We start from the raw sequence: 18,389 nt of genomic DNA, 5'->3' as shown, positions 1-18,389 counted from the left end.
TCACCGGCATATCGCCGGACCAGGTGCGGCGCCCGGGAGCCTGACGGGAGAAACGCCCGCATGCTCGAACCGACCGAACCCACCGAGGGTTCCGAACTGAACACCCCCAGCGACACCCTGCCGCCGCGCCGTCGGCGCCGCGCCGCGTCGCGCCCCGCTGGGCCGCCTACGGCCGCCGCCGAGGCACAGCCCACAGACGTGGTGGAGCCGGCCATACCGGTCGCCGGGGCCGAGGTGACTCCTGAGGCTGCGGAAGCCGAAGAGACCGCGGAGACGGTGGAGGCTGCGCCCGCCGGTCGTACGCGTCGGCGCGCGGTGCGTCGTGCGTCGGCGCCCGCCGGGGCGCCCGCGGCTGCCGAGGCGGCCGAGACCGTGGTGCCGGTGGCTGCCGCGTCCGTCGCCGAGGAGAGCCCGGCCGTTGCCGAAGTGCCTGCCGCTGAGAGCGCCGAGGTGACCGAGGAGGCCGCGCCTGCCGGTCGTACGCGTCGGCGCGCGGTGCGTCGCGCGTCGGCTCCCGCCGGTGCTCCGGCGAAGGCGGAGGCCGCCGAGAAGGCCGCCGAGACCGTGGTCTCCGGGGACGAGAGCCCGGCTGCCGCCGAGGTGCCGGCCCCTGCTGAAGCGCCCGCGGCTGAGAGTGCCGAGGCAAGCGAGGAGGCGGCGCCGCGTCGTACGCGTCGGCGTGCCACGCGTCGGACCGCCGCGCCTGCCGGTGCCGAGGCGGCGGTGAGTGCCGAGATCTCCGCCGAAGCGGAGGAGCCTGCCGAGGCTGCCGCGCCGGTCGCCCCTGCCGACTCCGGCGAGGCCGCGGAGGTCGCCGAGGCTGCCGCTCCGCGTCGCCGACGTCGTGCCACGCGGCGTGGGTCCGAGACCGTCGAGGCCGCCGAGGCTCCGGCCGAGGCGCCGGTGACGGCGGAGACCCCCGTGGCCCCCGTGGCCCCCGTGACTCCCGGTACCGAGGCGGAGACCGCCGCGGTGACCGGTGTCGCAGCGCCCGCAGAGGCGCCCGCGGCCGAGGCCGAGGAGGAAGCGGGCCCCCGCCGTCGTCGTCGCGTCGTCCGGCGGGCCGCCGCCGGGTTCGCCGCGCCCGCTGAGGCCCCCGCCTCCGAGGCGTCCGAGGCCCCGCGCCCGGCGCGGCCCGCCGTGGCCGTGTTCCAGGCGCCCGTGTTCGCCGAGCCGCAGTTCCAGACGCCCCAGCGGGCCGCCGCCGAGGCCGCCGCCGAGTCGGAGACCGAGGACGTCGAGGAGCTCCCGGAGGAGCAGGCGGGCGCGTCGCGGCGTCGTCGCCGGCGCCGGGGCGCCGCGCCCGGCGAGGAGGCCGAGGCCCAGGGCGTCGAGACCACCGCCGCGGACGAGACCGAGGAAGCCGAAGAGGCTGCCGAGGACGTCGTCGAGGGCGAAGAGGCCGAAGAGTCCGAGGAGTCCGAGGAGACCGGGTCGCGTCGGCGTCGTCGGCGTGGTGGCCGGCGTCGTCGTCGCGGTGAGGCCGCGGAGGCCGAGGGCGGTGACGGCGAGGAGTACGCCGCGGCGCAGGCCGCGCAGGACGCCGAGGACACCGCCGAGCAGGAGGAAGAGGACGCCGAGGAAGCGGGCGAAGAGAGCGGCGGTTCCAGCTCCAGCCGGCGCCGTCGTCGTCGCCGCCGTCGCGCCGGTGACACCGGTGTCGACAGCGAGCCCGACGAGGGCGACCCCGAGCGCACCGTCGTCAAGGTCCGCGAGCCCCGCCCGAAGGCCGAGCCGTCCGACGAGGTGCAGTCCATCAAGGGCTCCACGCGGCTGGAGGCCAAGAAGCAGCGCCGCCGGGAAGGCCGTGAGCAGGGCCGTCGCCGCGTTCCGATCATCACCGAGGCCGAGTTCCTCGCCCGTCGTGAGGCCGTCGAGCGCGTGATGGTCGTCCGTCAGCACGGCGACCGTACGCAGATCGGCGTCCTCGAGGACAACGTGCTCGTCGAGCACTACGTGAACAAGGAGCAGTCGACCTCGTACGTCGGCAACGTCTACCTGGGCAAGGTCCAGAACGTGCTGCCGTCGATGGAGGCCGCCTTCATCGACATCGGCAAGGGCCGCAACGCCGTGCTCTACGCCGGTGAGGTCAACTTCGAGGCGCTGGGCATGGCCAACGGCCCGCGGCGCATCGAGTCCGCCCTCAAGTCCGGCCAGTCCGTGCTCGTCCAGGTCACCAAGGACCCGATCGGGCACAAGGGCGCGCGTCTGACCAGCCAGGTCTCCCTCCCGGGCCGTTACCTCGTGTACGTCCCCGAGGGCTCCATGACCGGCATCAGCCGCAAGCTGCCCGACACCGAGCGCGCCCGGCTGAAGACCATCCTCAAGAAGATCGTCCCCGAGGACGCGGGCGTCATCGTGCGCACCGCCGCCGAGGGCGCGAGCGAGGACGAGCTGCGCCGGGACGTCGAGCGGCTGCAGGCGCAGTGGGAGGACATCCAGAAGAAGGCCAAGAACGGCAACGCGCCGACGCTGCTGTACGGCGAGCCGGACATGACCGTCCGGGTCGTGCGGGACATCTTCAACGAGGACTTCTCCAAGGTCGTCGTCAGCGGGGACGAGGGATGGGAGACCATCCACGGATACGTCTCGCATGTCGCGCCCGACCTGGCCGACCGGCTGTCGAAGTGGACCTCCGAGGTCGACGTCTTCGCCACGTACCGGATCGACGAGCAGCTCGCCAAGGCGCTGGACCGCAAGGTGTGGCTGCCCAGCGGCGGTTCGCTGGTGATCGACCGGACCGAGGCGATGGTCGTCGTCGACGTCAACACCGGCAAGTTCACCGGTCAGGGCGGCAACCTCGAGGAGACGGTCACCAGGAACAACCTGGAGGCGGCCGAGGAGATCGTCCGCCAGCTGCGGCTGCGCGACCTCGGCGGCATCATCGTCATCGACTTCATCGACATGGTCCTGGAGTCCAACCGGGACCTGGTGCTGCGGCGCCTGCTGGAGTGCCTGGGCCGGGACCGGACCAAGCACCAGGTCGCCGAGGTCACCTCGCTCGGCCTGGTCCAGATGACCCGCAAGCGGGTCGGCCAGGGCCTGCTGGAGTCCTTCTCCGAGACCTGCGTCCACTGCAACGGGCGCGGTGTCATCGTGCACATGGAGCAGCCGACGGCCGTCGGTGGCGGCGGCAAGCGCAAGAAGCGCGCGCGTGCCGGTGCCGGTCCCGAGCACGTGCACGAGGCGTCCGTCGCGGTCGAGCCGGTGGAGACGGCCGAGGAGGAGGCGGAGACCGAGACCGAGATCGCTGCCGAGATCGCCGAGCCCGCCGCGCTGCCCGAGCCGGCCTTCGCGCCGGACGAGGAGCTGTACAGCAGCGTCGCCGAGGCGGAGGCCGCGGCCGGCCGTGGTGGTCGTTCGCGGCGCCGTGGCGGTCGGCGGGCGTCCGCTCCGGCGGGTGCGCCCAGGAAGTCCGAGGCGGTTCCCACGGCTCAGGACGTGACCGTCGCCGAGGAGGTGGCGCGTCCGGTCCAGCCGGAGCCGGCCGCCGAGGCGAAGGCCGAGCCCGTGGCCGTGGAGGACGCGGTCGTCGAGGCCCCGGCCGCTGAGAAGCCGGTCACCGAGGCCGCGGTCACCGCGCCGGTCGCCGAGGAGGCCGCGCCCAAGGGACGTACGCGGCGTCGTGCGACCCGCAAGGTGTCCGCGCCCGCCGGGTCGCCCGCGGGGGCCGAGGCCGCCGTGGTCACGGTCAGCGAGGCCGCGTCCGCGCCCGAGCCGGAGGCCCCGGCCGCGGCTGCGGCGGAGCAGGCCGAGGAGGCTGCCGCCGAGGCGGTCGCCGAGAGCGCCGCTCCGGCCCGTCCGCGGCGCCGTGCCGTGCGCAAGGCCACCGCGCCGACCGCGTCCGAGGAGACGGCCGTCGTGGTCGTCCCGGCTGCGGAGGCCCCGGCCGCCGAGGAGGGCGTCGAGGAGACGGCTCCGGCCAAGAAGACGGCCCGTAAGACGGCCAAGAAGGCCACGGCGAAGAAGGCCGCCACCAAGAAGACCGCGGCCAAGAAGACGGTGGCGAAGAAGACGACGGCCAAGAAGGCGGCGGCGAAGACCGCCAAGACGGCCGCCGCCAAGTCGACGGCGAAGAAGACCACGGTCTCGGCCGCGACCGACGAGTGACGCTCATCGACGAGTGATGCTCAGCAAAGAGTGATGCTCAGCAAAGAGTGACGCTCAGCAACGAGTGATACGAGGTGCGGCCGGTCCATGTGACCGGCCGCACTCCGTTGGGGCCCGGCCCGGTTTGACCCCCTCGGCCACGGCCCCGTAACCTTGACCGTCGGCGTGTCCGTGGATATAGGCACGCCACATCCCCGTAAACCCTTTTCCTCCGGAACACAGGGTGTTCTGGAGAGGCTGCCCGCGTGCGTGGTGGCTGGACTTCGGGGGTGCCGTTTCCGAGCGAGAGAGTGAGATCCGCGTGTACGCCATCGTGCGCAGCGGTGGTCGCCAGCACAAGGTTGCTGTCGGCGACATCGTTGAGGTTGACAAGATTTCCACTGCCAAGGTTGGCGACACGGTCGAGCTCTCGACCCTGCTCGTTGTCGACGGCGACGCTGTGACCAGCGACCCGTGGGTGCTGGCCGGCATCAAGGTCCAGGCTGAGGTCGTGGACCACCACAAGGGCGTCAAGATCGACATCCTTCGCTACAAGAACAAGACCGGCTACCGCCGTCGTCAGGGCCACCGCCAGCAGTACACGGCGATCAAGGTCACTGAGATCCCCGCGGCTGCGAAGTAAGGGACTGAGGAGACATGGCACACAAGAAGGGCGCATCGTCCACCCGGAACGGTCGCGACTCGAACGCCCAGCGGCTCGGCGTGAAGCGCTTCGGCGGGCAGGTCGTCAACGCGGGTGAGATCCTGGTCCGCCAGCGCGGCACCCACTTCCACCCCGGTGCGGGCGTCGGCCGTGGCGGCGACGACACGCTGTTCGCGCTGCAGGCCGGTGCGGTGGAGTTCGGCACCAGCCGTGGCCGCAAGGTCGTGAACATCGTTCCGGTCGCCTGAGTCCCCTGACTCAAGGCTTCGACCGAACTTTTCGCGAGGCGGACCTCACTTCCCGAGTGGGAAGGCGGGTCCGCCTTTCGCGTGTTACGTAGAAGACAAAGCTGTACGAACCTTATCTGTGCTGGAGGCACCCCACCATGACCACCTTCGTGGACCGCGTCGAGCTGCATGTCGCCGCGGGTAACGGGGGCCACGGCTGTGCCTCCGTTCACCGTGAGAAGTTCAAGCCGCTCGGCGGACCCGACGGCGGGAACGGCGGGCGCGGCGGGGACGTGATCCTCACCGTCGACCAGTCGATCACCACGCTGCTCGAATACCACCACTCCCCGCACCGCAAGGCCACCAACGGCAAGCCCGGCGAGGGCGGCAACCGTTCCGGCAAGGACGGCCAGGACCTGATCCTGCCGGTGCCGGACGGCACCGTCGTGCTGGACAAGGCCGGCAACGTCCTCGCCGACCTGGTCGGGCACGGCACGTCGTACGTCGCCGCGCAGGGCGGCCGGGGCGGGCTCGGCAACGCGGCGCTGGCGTCGGCGCGGCGCAAGGCGCCGGGGTTCGCGCTGCTCGGTGAGCCGGGGGATCTCCAGGACATCGTCCTGGAGCTGAAGACGGTCGCCGACGTGGCGCTGGTCGGGTACCCGAGCGCCGGCAAGTCCTCGCTGATCTCCGTGCTGAGCGCCGCCAAGCCGAAGATCGCGGACTACCCCTTCACGACCCTCGTGCCGAACCTCGGAGTGGTGACCGCCGGTTCGACCGTGTACACCATCGCCGACGTCCCGGGGCTCATCCCGGGCGCCAGCCAGGGCAAGGGACTCGGCCTGGAGTTCCTGCGGCACGTCGAGCGGTGCAGCGTACTCGTGCACGTACTGGACACCGCGACGCTGGAGTCCGACCGCGACCCCGTCTCCGACCTGGACATCATCGAGGCGGAGCTGCGGGAGTACGGCGGGCTCGACAACCGGCCGCGGATGGTCGTCCTGAACAAGATCGACGTACCGGACGGCAAGGACCTCGCCGAGATGGTGCGGCCGGACCTGGAGGCCCGTGGCTACCGGGTCTTCGAGGTGTCCGCGGTCGCGCACATCGGGCTGAAGGAGCTGTCGTTCGCGCTGGCCGAGCTGGTCGGCAAGGCGCGGGCCGCGAAGCCGAAGGAAGAGGCGACGCGGATCGTGATCCGGCCGAAGGCCGTCGACGACGCGGGCTTCGCCGTGACGCGCGAGGACGTCACCGGCGAGCCGCTGTTCCGGGTGCGCGGTGAGAAGCCCGAGCGCTGGGTGCGGCAGACCGACTTCAGCAACGACGAGGCCGTCGGCTACCTCGCCGACCGGCTCAACCGCCTTGGTGTGGAAGACGCGTTGATGAAGGCGGGGGCCCGCTCCGGTGACGGCGTCGCCATCGGGCCCGAGGACAACGCCGTCGTCTTCGACTGGGAGCCGACGGTGGTGGCCGGTGCGGAGATGCTGGGCCGCCGGGGCGAGGACCACCGCTTCGAGGCGCCGCGCCCTGCTGCGCAGCGTCGGCGTGACAAGCAGGCCGAGCATGACGAAGCGGCGCAGGAGTTCGACGACTTCGAGCCGTTCTGAGCCTGAGCAAGCGCGCGGCGTTGTCGTGACTGTGGGCCGGGGGCTGCTGCTCCCGGCCCTTCGCTTCGTCCTGAACGGCCTCGTGCGCGATCGACGGACCGGCTGGATCGGTTAACGCCGGGAAAATTCCCGGCGTATCTCAGGGCAACCCCTTCGTCCCTCCGTGAGTCGTACTGGGCGGCGTGGATGAGGATCTTGATTTTTCGGGATCCCGCCACCGTCAACTGCCCATCGGATTCCCGGAGTCGACGTGGTCGAGGCTGTTTCACGCAGGACGCGGCGCACCGTCGCCATAGCTGTCGTCCTGGTGGCTGCGAGTGTCGGTGTGCTGCCGGCCGGGCACGCCCGGGCGGCGACCGTCACCGTGCGGCAGGACTTCAACGGCGACGGGTACGGCGATCTGGCCGTCGCCGCTCCGAACGCCACGGTGAACGGCAAGGCCAAGGCCGGCTACGTCGCCGTGCTGTACGGGTCCGCGAACGGGCTCCGCGGCACGGCCAGGAAGGTGTACACGCAGGCCTCCGCCGGCGTTCCGGGCACCGTCGAGGCCGGTGACCGCTTCGGCTCGGACCTCGTCGTCGCCGACCTGGACGGCGACGGATACAGCGACCTGCAGGTGTCGGCCGACGCCGAGCAGTGGGAGCAGGGCGGCATCCCCAGGCAGGGCAGCCGGACGGTGCTGTGGGGCGGCCCCGGCGGCTTCACCTCGGGGAAGGTGCGGCCCGCCGTCGGCGACGGCCGGTACCAGAGCGGCAGCGGGACCGTCACCGGCGACTTCGACGGCGACGGGCATCAGGACCTGCTCTACGACGGCCGCGTGGAGTACGGACCGTTCGGGCGCGACGGTGTGCCCGCCGATGTGACCGGAGCGGAGCTCGTCGACGGCGACCTCCAACTGGTCGACGTGGTGGCCGGTGATGTGGACGGCGACGGCATCACCGACGTCGTCACCGTCGCCCGCTCGTACGACGCGGACGACGAGGGCGACCGCGGCGAGCACCTGAACTTCCTGCGCGGCAGCCGCGACGGCCTGCGGCCGCTGGTCGTTCTCAGGGACGCACAGGGCGAGAGGATCAGGCCCGGTTACTCCCTGGCGATCGGCGACGTCAACGGCGACCACCGCGAGGACATCGTCATGGGCGGTGGACGGCTCAGGTTCCTCTACGGCACGGCGAACGGCCCGGCCGGCGCCCCCCGCAGCATCACCCAGGACACCCCCGGCATGCCCGGCGTCGACGAGCCCGAGGACATGCTCGGCCACGACCTCGCGGTCGGCGACGTCAACGGCGACGGCTACGGCGACGTCCTGGCCGGTGACCCGTACGAGGACCTGGGCACGCTGAAGCAGGCCGGCGCCTTCGTCGTCGTACCCGGCGGACCGGACGGACCCACCGGGGCCGGCGGCAGACTCCTCAGTCAGAACAGTGCCGACGTTCCGGGCACCGCCGAGAAGGGCGACCGTTTCGGCGAGCGCGTGCATCTCGTCGACGGCAACGGCGACGGACGGTCCGAGCCCGTCGTGGCCGCGTTCGCGGAGGACTCGTACGCCGGTGGCGTGTGGGTGTTCCGGTCCGGCTCCACCGGCGTGACCGCCGAGAACTCCTTCGCGTTCGGCGCCCGCACCCTCGGGACGGTCGCGAGCGGGGCCTGGCTCGGTTACCGGTTCCCGCGCTGATCAGCATCCCTTCACGCCACCCCACACCTCTTCCCTGCGTCAGGAATCACATGGCTTCGCGTTCCCACCGCCGTACTCCGCTCACCCGCCGCAGACGCCTCGCCCTCGCCACCGGCGTCGCGGTCGTCGCCGGGGCGCTGGCGGTGCCCGCCGTCAACGCGGCCACCGAGGCCACGGCCACCACGCCGAGTGCCAAGCGGCTGCACGACGACTTCAACGGGGACGGGTACCCCGACCTGGCGATCGGCGCGCCGGGCACCACCGTGAACACCCAGGCCGGCGCCGGCTCGGTGAGCGTTCTGTACGGCTCGGCGAGCGGCCTGTCGACGTCCCGCAGACAGGTGCTGAAGGGGCCGGGCGTCCCGGAGCCGGAGGCATGGGAGGGCCTGTACGGCACGAACCTGCAGAGCGCGGACCTCGACGGGGACGGATACGCCGATCTGCTCTCGTCCCTCAAGGCCTATGTGATGGATCTCGAGGACGGCTACGCGGTCGAGGTCAACTGGGGTGGACCCAAGGGACTTTCGGCCACCTCGACAAGGCTCACCTGGGCCCCGCAGGGCCCGTGGAAGGGCCAGTTCACAGTCGGGGACGTGGACGGCGACAAGCACCCGGACCTGGTGACCCTGAGCAACGACAACTGGATGGGCGAGCATCCCGACGGGACGGACAACGGGGACGGCACGGTGTTCCACGGCCCGTTCGGCCGCGACGGCCGGCCCGCGAAGAAGGACTACTTCCGCATCAATCCCGAGGACCCCCAGAACTACCAGGCGATCACGGCCGGCGACGTCAACGGCGACGGCGTTGCCGACCTCGCCGTGCAGTCCACCTTCGTCGACGAGTCCGACTCGCGCGGGGTCGAACTGCTCCTGGGCTCAGCCGACGGCTTCACCTACAAGGGCCTGCTCAAGGACGCCCAGGGCCGCATCATCGGCGGCGAGGACGTCGAGATCGGCGACCTGAACAAGGACGGGTACGGAGACATCGTCGTCGGTCACTCCAACGACAGCTACGACAGCGACGTCGAACTGCCCACGAAGGGCGGCGCGTTGGCCGTCGTCCACGGCGGTCCGAACGGCGTCTCCACCACCCGCAAGCCGGTGTGGATCAACCAGGACACGGCCGGTGTGCCGGGCGCGGCCGAGCACGGGGACGGCATGGGCTCGGGCCTGTCCATCGGCGACACCAACGGCGACGGCTACCTCGACGTGGCGACCGGGCTGCCCGGCGAGGACTTCGACGGCCTCACCGACGCGGGCACCGTACTCGTGCTGCGCGGCAGCGCGAACGGCCTGACCGCCACCGGATACAAGTCGTTCAGCCAGAACACCGGCGGCGTGCCCGGCACCGCCGAGAAGCTGGATCGTTTCGGCACGGAGACCGCACTGGTCGACGCCAACGCCGACAACAGGGACGGCCTGGTGGTGGGCGACCCCGCCGAGAACGCCAACAACGGTTCGGTATGGGTCTTTTCGGCCACCTCCACAGGCATCACCGCCGGTGGCTCGTTCTCGTTCGGTGCGGCCACCATGGGCCTGCCCGCGACCGTGGCCAAATTCGGTGCCTCACTGGCGGACTGACGGCGACGACTTCCTCGTACGACGCATACATCCCTGTATGACGACCAACTCTCCGTACGACCATCCCCCCACGCAAACGACAGGAGACAGCACCATGAACAGGCGCAAGGGAACCTGGCGCACGGGACTCGCCGTCGTCATGGCGGTGACGGGAGCGGCCGTGCTGCCCGCCGCCCACGCCGCCGGGGACACCCCGTCGGCCGCGGCGAAGCCCCAGGACGACTTCAACGGCGACGGCTACGCCGACCTCGCCGTGGCGGCGCCCGAGGCGACCGTCGACGGGAAGACGCGCGCCGGGTACGTCGCCGTGGTGTACGGCTCGCCGAGCGGGCTCAACACCGCCTCCAAGCAGGTCATCAGCCAGAACACGGCCGGCGTCACCGACTCCGCCGAGACCGAGGACCAGTTCGGCAGCGCGGTCGGCACCGCCGACCTCGACCGGGACGGGTACGCGGACCTGATCGTCGGCGCCACCGGTGAGGACTCCGTCGAGGGCGGTGCCGAGACCGGGCTCGTGCAGGTCGTCTGGGGCGGGGCGAACGGGCTGTCCGGCGGCGCCGCGCTGGCGTACGGGCACGACACCTACGACCGGCTCAGCGCCAAGGACCAGCTCACCGTCGGCGATGTGAACGGTGACGGGGCGAGTGACCTGGTCGTCGTGGAGAGCCTCACCAAGTTGCGAGTCATCAAGGGCCCCTTCGGGCGCGACGGTTCCGCGAGCGGTGGAGAGCAGATCGTCCGGGACGACTCCGACCCCCGCTTCCTGGACCTGGCCACCGGTGACGTGAACGGTGACGGCATCGACGACGTCGTCGGCGCCATGAACGACGGCGACGAGTACGACCACCGCCGCATCACGTACTGGCGGGGCACGACGGACGGTCTCGCGGAGAAGATCGTGCTGGAGGACAGCCGGGGCTTTTGGGTGCAGGGCGAGTCCCTCGACCTCGGTGACGTGAACGGCGACGGCTACGACGACATCGTCGCGGGCCGCTCCGTCGACGGCTACGACAGCGACCTCGACACCCCGCTCCCCAGGGGCGGCCGGGTCGGTTTCGTCCCCGGCGGCGCCGACGGCCCCGTCGTGAGCAAGGCGATATACGTCAACCAGGACAGTGCCGGAGTCCCGGGCGCCGCGGAGCGCGCCGACGGCTTCGGTTCCGACGTCTCGGTCGCCGACGTCAACGGCGACGGGTACGCCGATGTCTCCACGGGCGTGCCCGGCGAGGACTTCGACGGGCTGAGCAACGCCGGCGGCACCATCGTGCTGCGCGGCAGCGCGAGCGGTCTGACCGGCACCGGCGCCACGGGGGTCAACCAGGACACCACCGGCGTGCCGGGCGCGGCGGAGGCCAACGACGCCTTCGGCCGCACCACCCACCTCGTGGACGCCAACCACGACGGCCGCGCCGAACTCGTCGTCGGCGCACCGGGGGAGAACGCGAACGCCGGGTCGGTGTGGGTGTTCAAGTCCACGTCGGCCGGGATCACCCCGACCGGCTCGTTCACCTTCGGGGCCGGCACCCTCGGCACGGTCGCGGCGAACGCGAAGCTGGGCTCCGGGTTCAACTCCTGATCGACCGCCGGACCCGTTGTGGCAAGGGCACGTTCCCGTGCCGCAACGGGTCTTCTGTTGTCTCCCTATTTGTCATGCACGCGCAGCTCGCAGTTCAGCAGCCAGACCGCCCACGGGCGTGAGCATCCGAAGTGTCCAAGAGGCCAGCGAGACAGGGGAGTTCGCCGATGACCGGTGTTTCCGGATCCGTATCGCCCGACCGACGTCGCTTTCTGACCGCGGGCGCCGCGGTGCTCGGCGCCGCGGCCTCCGCCCAGCTGTGGCTGCCGACCGTCGCCCGAGCCGCCGAAACACCGCTGCCCGAAGGCGTGTTCAGCCTCGGTGTCGCCTCCGGTGACCCGCTTCCCGACGGCATCGTGCTGTGGACGCGCCTTGCCCCGGACCCGCTGAACGGCGGGGGCATGCCCGACCAGGTGGTGTCGGTCGAGTGGGAGCTCGCCGAGGACGAGCGGTTCAGAAAGCCGGTGCGCCGCGGTGTCGCCCAGGCCCGGCCCGAGCTGGGACACAGCGTCCACGTGGACGTACGGCGGCTGCGCCCCGGCCGCACGTACTGGTACCGCTTCCGCGCGAGCGGCCAGCTCTCGCCCACCGGCCGCACCCGCACCGCGCCCCACCCGCACAGCTCCGGCGGCCGACTGCGCATGGCGCTGGCCTCCTGCCAGAACTGGCAGCACGGCTACTTCACGCCGTACGCCGACATGCTGGCCCAGGACCCCGACTTCGTTCTCTTCGTCGGCGACTACATCTACGAGTCGACGCCGTCGGCGACGGGCGTGCGCCGGCACGAGGGCACGGGTGAGCCGTACAGCCTGGTCCAGTACCGCAACCGGTACGCCCAGTACCGCACCGACCCGGACCTCGCCGCGATGCACGCGAACGCGCCCTGGGTGGTCACCTTCGACGACCACGAGGTCGACAACGACTTCGCCGGCGAGATCCCGCAGGATCCGGGCAAGCAGCCGCACGACGCGTTCGTGGCCCGGCTGGCCGCGGCCTACCAGGCGTACTACGAGCACATGCCGGTCCGCGCGAGCGCCATCCCTACGGGTCCGCACATCCAGATGTACCGCCGCCTGGAGTTCGGCCGGCTGGCCCGGCTCAGCGTGCTGGACACCCGGCAGTACCGCAGCGACCAGGCCACCAGCCAGGAAGGCGCCCAGGACCCCGCGCTCACCATGCTCGGCGCCGAGCAGAAGCAGTGGCTGATCGACGGGCTGCACGACTCGCCGGCCCGCTGGAACATGATCGGTTCGCAGATCATGATGGCCGAGACCGACCTCCAGGTCGGCGAGGGCAAGCTCTGGTACTACGACGCCTGGGACGGCTACCAGGTCGAACGAGACGCCCTGATGCAGGAGTTGAAGCAGGTCCGCAACCCGGTCGTGTTCACCGGCGATCGTCACCTGACCATGATCAGCGACCTCAAGGAGGACTACGCAGACCCGGAGTCCGACGTCGTGGGCGCCGAGTTCGTGGGGACGTCCATCTCCAGCAACGGCGACCAGGACCAGGCCGCCTTCCACCAGGAGTGGGACCCGCGCGTGCCGGACAACCCGCACTGGAAGCTGCTCGATGCCCACCGCGGCTACCACCTCTTCGACATCCGCCGTGACGGCATCGACGCGCAGGTGCGGATCGTGGACACGGTGCGCCAGCAGACGGCTACGCCGAGCACACTGGCGAACCTGCGGGTCGAGGCGGGAGAGCCGGGCGTCGAGGTCGTGTAGCTCCTGTCGCTCTGGTGACTCCCGTAACACCTGGTGGGGGACCTGGGACTCATCCGTGTCCCAGGTCACTCTCAGCACAGTCTCAGGAAGCTCTCTTACCGTCCTCTGACCATGGAGACGGACTGTACGAGAGATGAACCCGCGGCCGACGGCGGCGTGATCACCCCGCTGCCCACCGGGACCCGCCTGCTGCACATCGGCCCGCACAAGACGGGCACCACCTCGATCCAGGGCGCGCTGTTCGCGGCGAAGGACGAGATGGCCCGGCACGGCGTCGAGTGGCCGGCCACCACCCGGCACCCCATGGAGGCGGTCCTGGCCGCCTGCGCCCGCACCGGGATGATGGGCGACACCGCGCCCACCGAGCGGCACTGGGGCCGGCTGCTGGAGCAGGTGCGCGCCACGGGCCGGCGCACGTCGGTGATCAGCAGCGAGTTCTTCGCCGACGCCCCCGACGACGAGACGATTCAGCGGATCGTCGAGCAGCTCGGCGGCGACCGCGTACACGTCCTGGTCACGCTGCGCCCGCTGGCGCGGATCATGCCCTCGCAGCGGCAGCAGTACGTGCAGAACGGCCTGCGCATGGGCTACGAGGACTGGCTGCAGCACATGCTCAGGAAGCCGCCGTACGACAAGCCCAACCCCAGCTTCTGGCTCCGCCACCGGCACGACCGGCTGGTCCAGCGCTGGGTCCGGGTGGCCGGACCGGAACGGGTCACCGTCGTCGTGGTCGACGACCGGGACCGGGAGGGCCTGATGCGCACCTTCGAGACGCTGCTCGGACTGCCCGCACACCTTCTGCGGCCCGTTCCCGATGCGGCGAATCGCTCGCTCACCCTCGCCGAGACCGAAATGCTGCGGAATCTTAATAAGGAATTCCGCGCCGATGAACTGCCCGAGGAGCTCTATTCACAGCTCGTCCGGAACGGCGCCGTGATGCATATGAAGAACGCGTGCACTCCCGGTCCCGGCGACGTGAAGATCTGCACCCCGCAGTGGGCCGTCGAGGCGGCCGCCGAGATCGGCGCGGAGATGGCGGAGAGTGTCGGGAGGGCGGGGGTGCGAATCCTCGGCGACATGCGCCTTTTGTCCGCCGTGCAGCTGTCCGTCGTGCAGAAGCCCGCGCCGCGAGCCGACACGGAGCCGCGCATCGCCCCCGAGGCCGCCGCACAGGCGCTGTACGGAGCCCTCGCCGCCGCGGCGGCCGCGCCCGTGCGGCACACCGCGGCCGCCAAGTCGCGTACTGTCCACCAGACGTCTTCGACGGAACTCGTGCGGGTCCTCGGCCACCGCTGCCTCAAGCGGCTACGGCTTCGGTGACCCTGTGCGGTTACTCACAGCAATTCAACAGGGCGCCCGGAGGGCCCCTCGACAATGACCATGCGTACAAGGTGAATGACAGGTTGCGCGCACATATGCAGCCGGGGGCGCTCACCTTGCACTGCGGTAACCCCAAGTGGGACCATTTCGAAGTTCCCAGTCGCCACAAGGTAGGTCACCTGTGTCCCAGCACATAGCCAAGCCCCGTACCACCGCAGTGATCCTGGCCGGTGGTACCGGTCAGCGGGTGGGTCTGTCGATCCCCAAGCAGCTGCTGAAGATCGCCGGCAAGGCAGTCATCGAGCACACGCTGACCACCTTCGAGAACGCCGACTCGATCGACGACATCATCGTGCTGATGGCGCCCGGTTATGTGCCGGACATCGAGAAGATCGTCGCCAAGGCCGGGTTCACGAAGGTCAAGAAGATCATCGAGGGCGGCTCGACCCGGAACGAGACGACCGAGCGCGCCATCGACGCCCTCGGCGAGGGCCTGGCCGAGGGCGAGGACCTGAACGTCCTCTTCCACGACGCCGTGCGCCCGCTGCTGTCACAGCGAGTGATCGACGACTGTGTCGTGGCGCTGGAGCGCTTCCAGGCCGTCGACGTCGCCATCCCGTCCGCGGACACCATCATCGTGACCCGCACCCACGGCGAGGACGGCGAGTTCATCACCGAGATCCCGGACCGCTCCCGGCTGCGCCGCGGCCAGACGCCGCAGGCGTTCAAGCTGTCCACGATCAAGCGGGCCTACGAGGTCGCCGCCGGTGACCCCAACTTCCAGGCCACGGACGACTGCTCCGTCGTGCTCAAGTACCTGCCGGACGTGCCGATCCACGTCGTCGCGGGTGACGAGTACAACATGAAGGTCACTCAGCCCGTCGACGTCTTCATCGCCGACAAGCTCTTCCAGCTGGCCTCCACCGCCGCTCCCGAGCAGGTGAGCGAGGAGGCCTACCGCCAGCTGCTCACCGGCAAGACCTTCGTCGTCTTCGGCGGCTCCTACGGCATCGGCAAGGACATCGCCGAGCTCGCCGAGTCCTACGGCGCCAAGGTGTACGCGCTGGGCCGCTCCACCACCGGCACCCACGTGGAGAACCCGGAGGAAGTCGACGACGCGCTGTCCAAGGCGTACGCCGAGACCGGGCGCATTGACTACGTCGTCAACACCGCCGGTGTGCTGCGCATCGGCAAGCTCGCCGAGACCGACAACGCCACCATCGAGGAGGCGCTGAAGGTCAACTACCTCGCCCCGGTGCAGATCGCGCGCTCCTCGTACAAGTACCTGTCCGAGACCAAGGGCCAGTTGCTGCTGTACACCTCCAGCAGCTACACCCGCGGTCGCGCCGAGTACAGCCTGTACTCCTCGACCAAGGCCGCCATGGTGAACCTCACCCAGGCCCTGTCCGACGAATGGGCCGGCGACGGCGTCCGCGTCAACTGCATCAACCCGGAGCGCACGGCCACCCCGATGCGCACCAAGGCCTTCGGCCAGGAGCCCGCGGGCAGCCTGCTCTCCTCCGAGGCCGTGGCCCGGACCTCCCTCGACGTGCTGCTCTCCGAGCTGACCGGCCATGTCATCGACGTCCGCCAGCAGGACCCGACGGCGCCCGCCGGAAAGGCGTCCGGCTTCGAGCAGGCGCTGGCCAGTGTTCTGGACCGCCAGGACGGCGTGGCATAATCAACAGCTAATAGCCTTATGGAATTCAGGCCTCTGCGATTCTTCGTTCACGAAGAATTCACAGGGGCCTGAGTCCTTAGCCCCTCAGACCGGCCCCTCTCCCTGAGCAGGTTCTCCGTGATATCCACCGCTATTCGCGTCGCCCGGGTGGGCAGCCCGGCCGAGCTGGCCGCGGCGGCCCTCATGATCCTGGGCTTCCCGGCGCTCATGCTGGCCGCGCTCGTCCCGAGCGTTCCCGCCTTCGCGGCCGCGGCCGCCGTGACGTACCTGGCGGACCACTATCTGCACCGCAAGAGCAGCTATCTGGTCAACCGCCTGAGCAAGGTCCGGGCCGGTCTGTCGATCCGCTTCCTGATCAGACAACTGCTGCTGATCCTGCTGCTGGCCCGGCTCGGTTTCGCGGACGACCTGATCTACTACGGTGCGATCGCCTGCTTCATAGCGTTCTACGGCCTCCAGGCCCCGCACGGCGCGCTGGTCACCCTGATCCGCAACCGTCGCCGTATGCCGGTCGCCACCCGCAACATCGACCTCGCCTCGCGCATCCGCATCCCGGACGCCCCGCCGCGCAGGCTGCTGCACCGCTCCGCGGAGAAGATGCTGCACCTCGACCTGGCGGCCGTCGCGGGCATCCTCGTCTCGGCGGCCCTGGAGTCGGCCGTGGCCGGCTTCATCGGCATCGGCGTCACGGTGGGCGTGGGCTGCCTGTACGTGGTGGCGCTCGTGCCCTACGTCCGCGGTCGGAAGGTCCCGCCGAAGGCCGACATCGTCCTGGCCGCCGTCGACGACTGGCTGGCCGAGTACCGGCCCGAGACGGTGCTGTACTTCTCCGGCTCCAAGGACTCCGCGTACCAGGTCAACATGTGGCTGGAGACCATGGAGCAGCTGGACTCCAAGCCGCTGATCATCCTGCGCGAGCGGGTCATCCTGAACAACCTGGCGCCCACCACGGTCCCCGTCGTCTGTGTGCCCGGCGGCGTGCACCTGATGAACCTGGACCTGTCCAACGTGCGCGTCGCGCTGTACGCGGCGAACGTCGGCAAGAACATCCACCTGCTGCGTGTCCCCACCATGAAGCACGTCTTCATAGGCCACGGCGACAGCGACAAGCTGGCCAGCGTCAACCCGTACAGCAAGGTCTACGACGAGGTGTGGACCGCCGGGCGCGCGGGCCGCGACCGGTACGCCATCGCCGACGTCGGTGTCCGCGACGAGGACATCGTCGAGGTCGGCCGCCCCCAGCTGGCGCCGATCCAGACCTGGCAGGGCACGCCGGAGGGACGGATCCCGACTGTTCTCTACGCCCCCACCTGGGAGGGCTGGGACGGCAACCCCGGCAACACCTCGATCGTTCTGGCCGGCGAGAACATCGTGAAGAAGCTGGTGACGGCCGACCCGCCGGTCCGCGTGCTGTACAAGCCGCACCCCTTCACCGGCACCGTCAGCGCCGAGGCCAAGGCCGCCCACCAGCGGATCACCGCGCTGGTCCAGCAGGCCGCCACCGAGCGTGCCACCGACCCGCGCTTCACGGCCGACGCCGCCGCGCAGACCGCCGCCAAGGCCGAGCTCGCCCGCATCGAGGCCCGCCTCGCCGAACTGTCCGGCAAGGGCAAGGGCAAGGGCAGCGGCAACAGCAAGGGTGACGAGGCCGAGGCCACCCGCGACGGCCTGGTCGACGTCGCCAAGCACGAGGAGATCGCCCGGCTGCGCGCCGAGTGGAACACCGCGTACTGGCGCTCCTTCGGCAGCTACGAGCACCGCGTCATCACGGGCGCCGAGCCGCGCCTGTACGACTGCTTCAACGTCTCCGACGCGATGGTCTCCGACATCTCCAGCGTGGTCTCCGACTTCATCGCCAGCGGCAAGCCGTACGCCGTCACGGACTCCGCCGAACTGGGCGTGGAGGAGTTCAAGCGGCAGAACACCGCGGTGCGCGCGGCGACGATCCTGTCCAACAGCGCCGCCGAGCTGGGCGGCCTGCTGGACGCCGTGCGCGACCCGGCGTCGGACCCGCTGGCCGAGGACCGGGGGGACCTCAAGCGGTACCTGCTCGGCCCGGACGAGCCGACGTCCATCGAGCAGTTCAACACCGCGGTGGGGAACCTCGCGATCAAGGCCGACGCGCGCAACGTCGGCCAGGAGTCACGGGCGGCGGCCGGAGCCGCCGAAGGCGACCTGGCGGCCGTACCCGGGCAGCGGTTGTCGGCGGCCGAGGACGATGTGACTGCCTGACCCGCACGCCC

General features: G+C 70.6%; 11 protein-coding genes. All 11 read left to right on the top strand.

Translation table 11 applies throughout. From position 1 onward, the window contains the following. The first annotated feature begins 60 nt into the window (after positions 1-60). Positions 61-4,110 carry an Rne/Rng family ribonuclease gene (locus tag AB5J49_RS16225; protein ID WP_369169346.1) on the top strand — a complete coding sequence of 1,350 codons (4,050 nt, stop codon included), beginning with the start codon at positions 61-63 and terminating at the stop codon, positions 4,108-4,110. A 301-nt stretch (positions 4,111-4,411) separates the two neighbouring features. Next, on the top strand, positions 4,412-4,732 hold the full coding sequence (gene rplU, locus AB5J49_RS16220; protein ID WP_007381993.1) for a 50S ribosomal protein L21: 321 nt from the start codon (positions 4,412-4,414) through the stop codon (positions 4,730-4,732). Between the two features lie 14 nt (positions 4,733-4,746). Then, positions 4,747-5,001 (top strand): 50S ribosomal protein L27, encoded by a 255-nt coding sequence (rpmA, locus tag AB5J49_RS16215; protein WP_030051735.1) that lies wholly within the window; start codon positions 4,747-4,749, stop codon positions 4,999-5,001. Between the two features lie 137 nt (positions 5,002-5,138). Further along, on the top strand, positions 5,139-6,584 hold the full coding sequence (gene obgE, locus AB5J49_RS16210; protein WP_369169345.1) for a GTPase ObgE: 1,446 nt from the start codon (positions 5,139-5,141) through the stop codon (positions 6,582-6,584). Positions 6,585-6,834: 250 nt separating this feature from the next. Continuing rightward, a complete protein-coding gene (locus AB5J49_RS16205) occupies positions 6,835-8,259 on the top strand; it encodes a VCBS repeat-containing protein (RefSeq protein ID WP_369169344.1) in 1,425 nt (474 codons plus the stop codon). Positions 8,260-8,309: 50 nt separating this feature from the next. Continuing rightward, complete coding sequence (locus tag AB5J49_RS16200; protein WP_369169343.1) at positions 8,310-9,842, top strand: FG-GAP-like repeat-containing protein; 1,533 nt, start codon at positions 8,310-8,312, stop codon at positions 9,840-9,842. A gap of 94 nt (positions 9,843-9,936) precedes the next feature. After that, positions 9,937-11,418 carry a VCBS repeat-containing protein gene (locus AB5J49_RS16195; RefSeq protein ID WP_369169342.1) on the top strand — a complete coding sequence of 494 codons (1,482 nt, stop codon included), beginning with the start codon at positions 9,937-9,939 and terminating at the stop codon, positions 11,416-11,418. A 167-nt stretch (positions 11,419-11,585) separates the two neighbouring features. Beyond that, complete coding sequence (locus AB5J49_RS16190) at positions 11,586-13,145, top strand: alkaline phosphatase (protein ID WP_369169341.1); 1,560 nt, start codon at positions 11,586-11,588, stop codon at positions 13,143-13,145. A gap of 111 nt (positions 13,146-13,256) precedes the next feature. Next, on the top strand, positions 13,257-14,465 hold the full coding sequence (locus tag AB5J49_RS16185; RefSeq protein ID WP_369169340.1) for a hypothetical protein: 1,209 nt from the start codon (positions 13,257-13,259) through the stop codon (positions 14,463-14,465). 181 nt (positions 14,466-14,646) lie between these two features. Then, positions 14,647-16,146 (top strand): SDR family NAD(P)-dependent oxidoreductase, encoded by a 1,500-nt coding sequence (locus AB5J49_RS16180; RefSeq protein ID WP_369169339.1) that lies wholly within the window; start codon positions 14,647-14,649, stop codon positions 16,144-16,146. Positions 16,147-16,293: 147 nt separating this feature from the next. Then, positions 16,294-18,378 carry a hypothetical protein gene (locus AB5J49_RS16175; RefSeq protein ID WP_369175150.1) on the top strand — a complete coding sequence of 695 codons (2,085 nt, stop codon included), beginning with the start codon at positions 16,294-16,296 and terminating at the stop codon, positions 18,376-18,378. The last annotated feature ends 11 nt before the right edge of the window (positions 18,379-18,389 follow it).

This window comes from Streptomyces sp. R28 (assembly GCF_041052385.1).
Lineage (GTDB): Bacteria > Actinomycetota > Actinomycetes > Streptomycetales > Streptomycetaceae > Streptomyces.
Note: the sequence above shows the minus strand (reverse complement) of the source record. Positions and strands in the feature narration are given on the sequence as shown.

Coding starts and splice junctions, on each gene's coding strand:
- obgE (WP_369169345.1), top strand. CDS start 5,139: ATGACCACCTTCGTGGACCGCGTCGAGCTGCATGTCGCCGCGGGTAAC.
- AB5J49_RS16185 (WP_369169340.1), top strand. CDS start 13,257: ATGGAGACGGACTGTACGAGAGATGAACCCGCGGCCGACGGCGGCGTG.
- AB5J49_RS16200 (WP_369169343.1), top strand. CDS start 8,310: ATGGCTTCGCGTTCCCACCGCCGTACTCCGCTCACCCGCCGCAGACGC.
- AB5J49_RS16190 (WP_369169341.1), top strand. CDS start 11,586: ATGACCGGTGTTTCCGGATCCGTATCGCCCGACCGACGTCGCTTTCTG.
- AB5J49_RS16195 (WP_369169342.1), top strand. CDS start 9,937: ATGAACAGGCGCAAGGGAACCTGGCGCACGGGACTCGCCGTCGTCATG.
- AB5J49_RS16225 (WP_369169346.1), top strand. CDS start 61: ATGCTCGAACCGACCGAACCCACCGAGGGTTCCGAACTGAACACCCCC.
- rpmA (WP_030051735.1), top strand. CDS start 4,747: ATGGCACACAAGAAGGGCGCATCGTCCACCCGGAACGGTCGCGACTCG.